The sequence below is a fragment of the Variovorax sp. P2_H12 genome (assembly GCF_056403395.1).
Genome location: NZ_JBFUFO010000164.1, coordinates 1 through 503 on the forward strand (window position 1 = coordinate 1; position 503 = coordinate 503).

1 protein-coding gene is annotated in these 503 nt (G+C 63.4%); it reads right to left on the minus strand.

The genetic code is table 11. The features are described from left to right. Window positions 1-389 (minus strand): epoxide hydrolase N-terminal domain-containing protein (locus tag AC1DYK_RS35650; RefSeq protein ID WP_478170560.1); only part of this gene is annotated, 389 nt, incomplete at its 3' end. Between the last annotated feature and the right edge of the window lie 114 nt (window positions 390-503).

A 503-nucleotide genomic window follows, 5' to 3' on the forward strand; every position in this document is an offset into this window, starting at 1 on the left:
CCACCGTGGGCCGTCGGGTTGGTGAGCGGCTCGATGATCTTCAGCTGCTCGACGACCGAACCCGGCCAGCCGTGCGTCACGATCACCGGCATAGCGTTCTCGTGCTTCGAGCGGACGTGGATGAAGTGGATGTCCAGCCCGTCGATCTCGGTGATGAACTGCGGGTAGGAGTTCAGCTTCGCCTCGACCTTGCGCCAGTCGTACTCCCTGGCCCAGTACCGCGCCAGCTTCTGCACCGTGGCGAGCTGGGTCCCCTGCGACTGATCGGCAACGGTCTCCCTCTCCGGCCAGCGCGTGGCCTCGATGCGCGCCCGCAGATCCTTGAGGTCCGCCTCGGGGAACTCGAACGTGAACGGACGGATCGCATGCTGGTCAGAGGTAACAGACATGATGGTCTCCTTGATGTCTAGTTAATTGCAGGAGAAGACGGGATTCAACACCGAGTTCGCAGACGTATCCGCGACGCGTCTCCCCCGCCGGTGCAGGGTCGGGTTACCCGATCC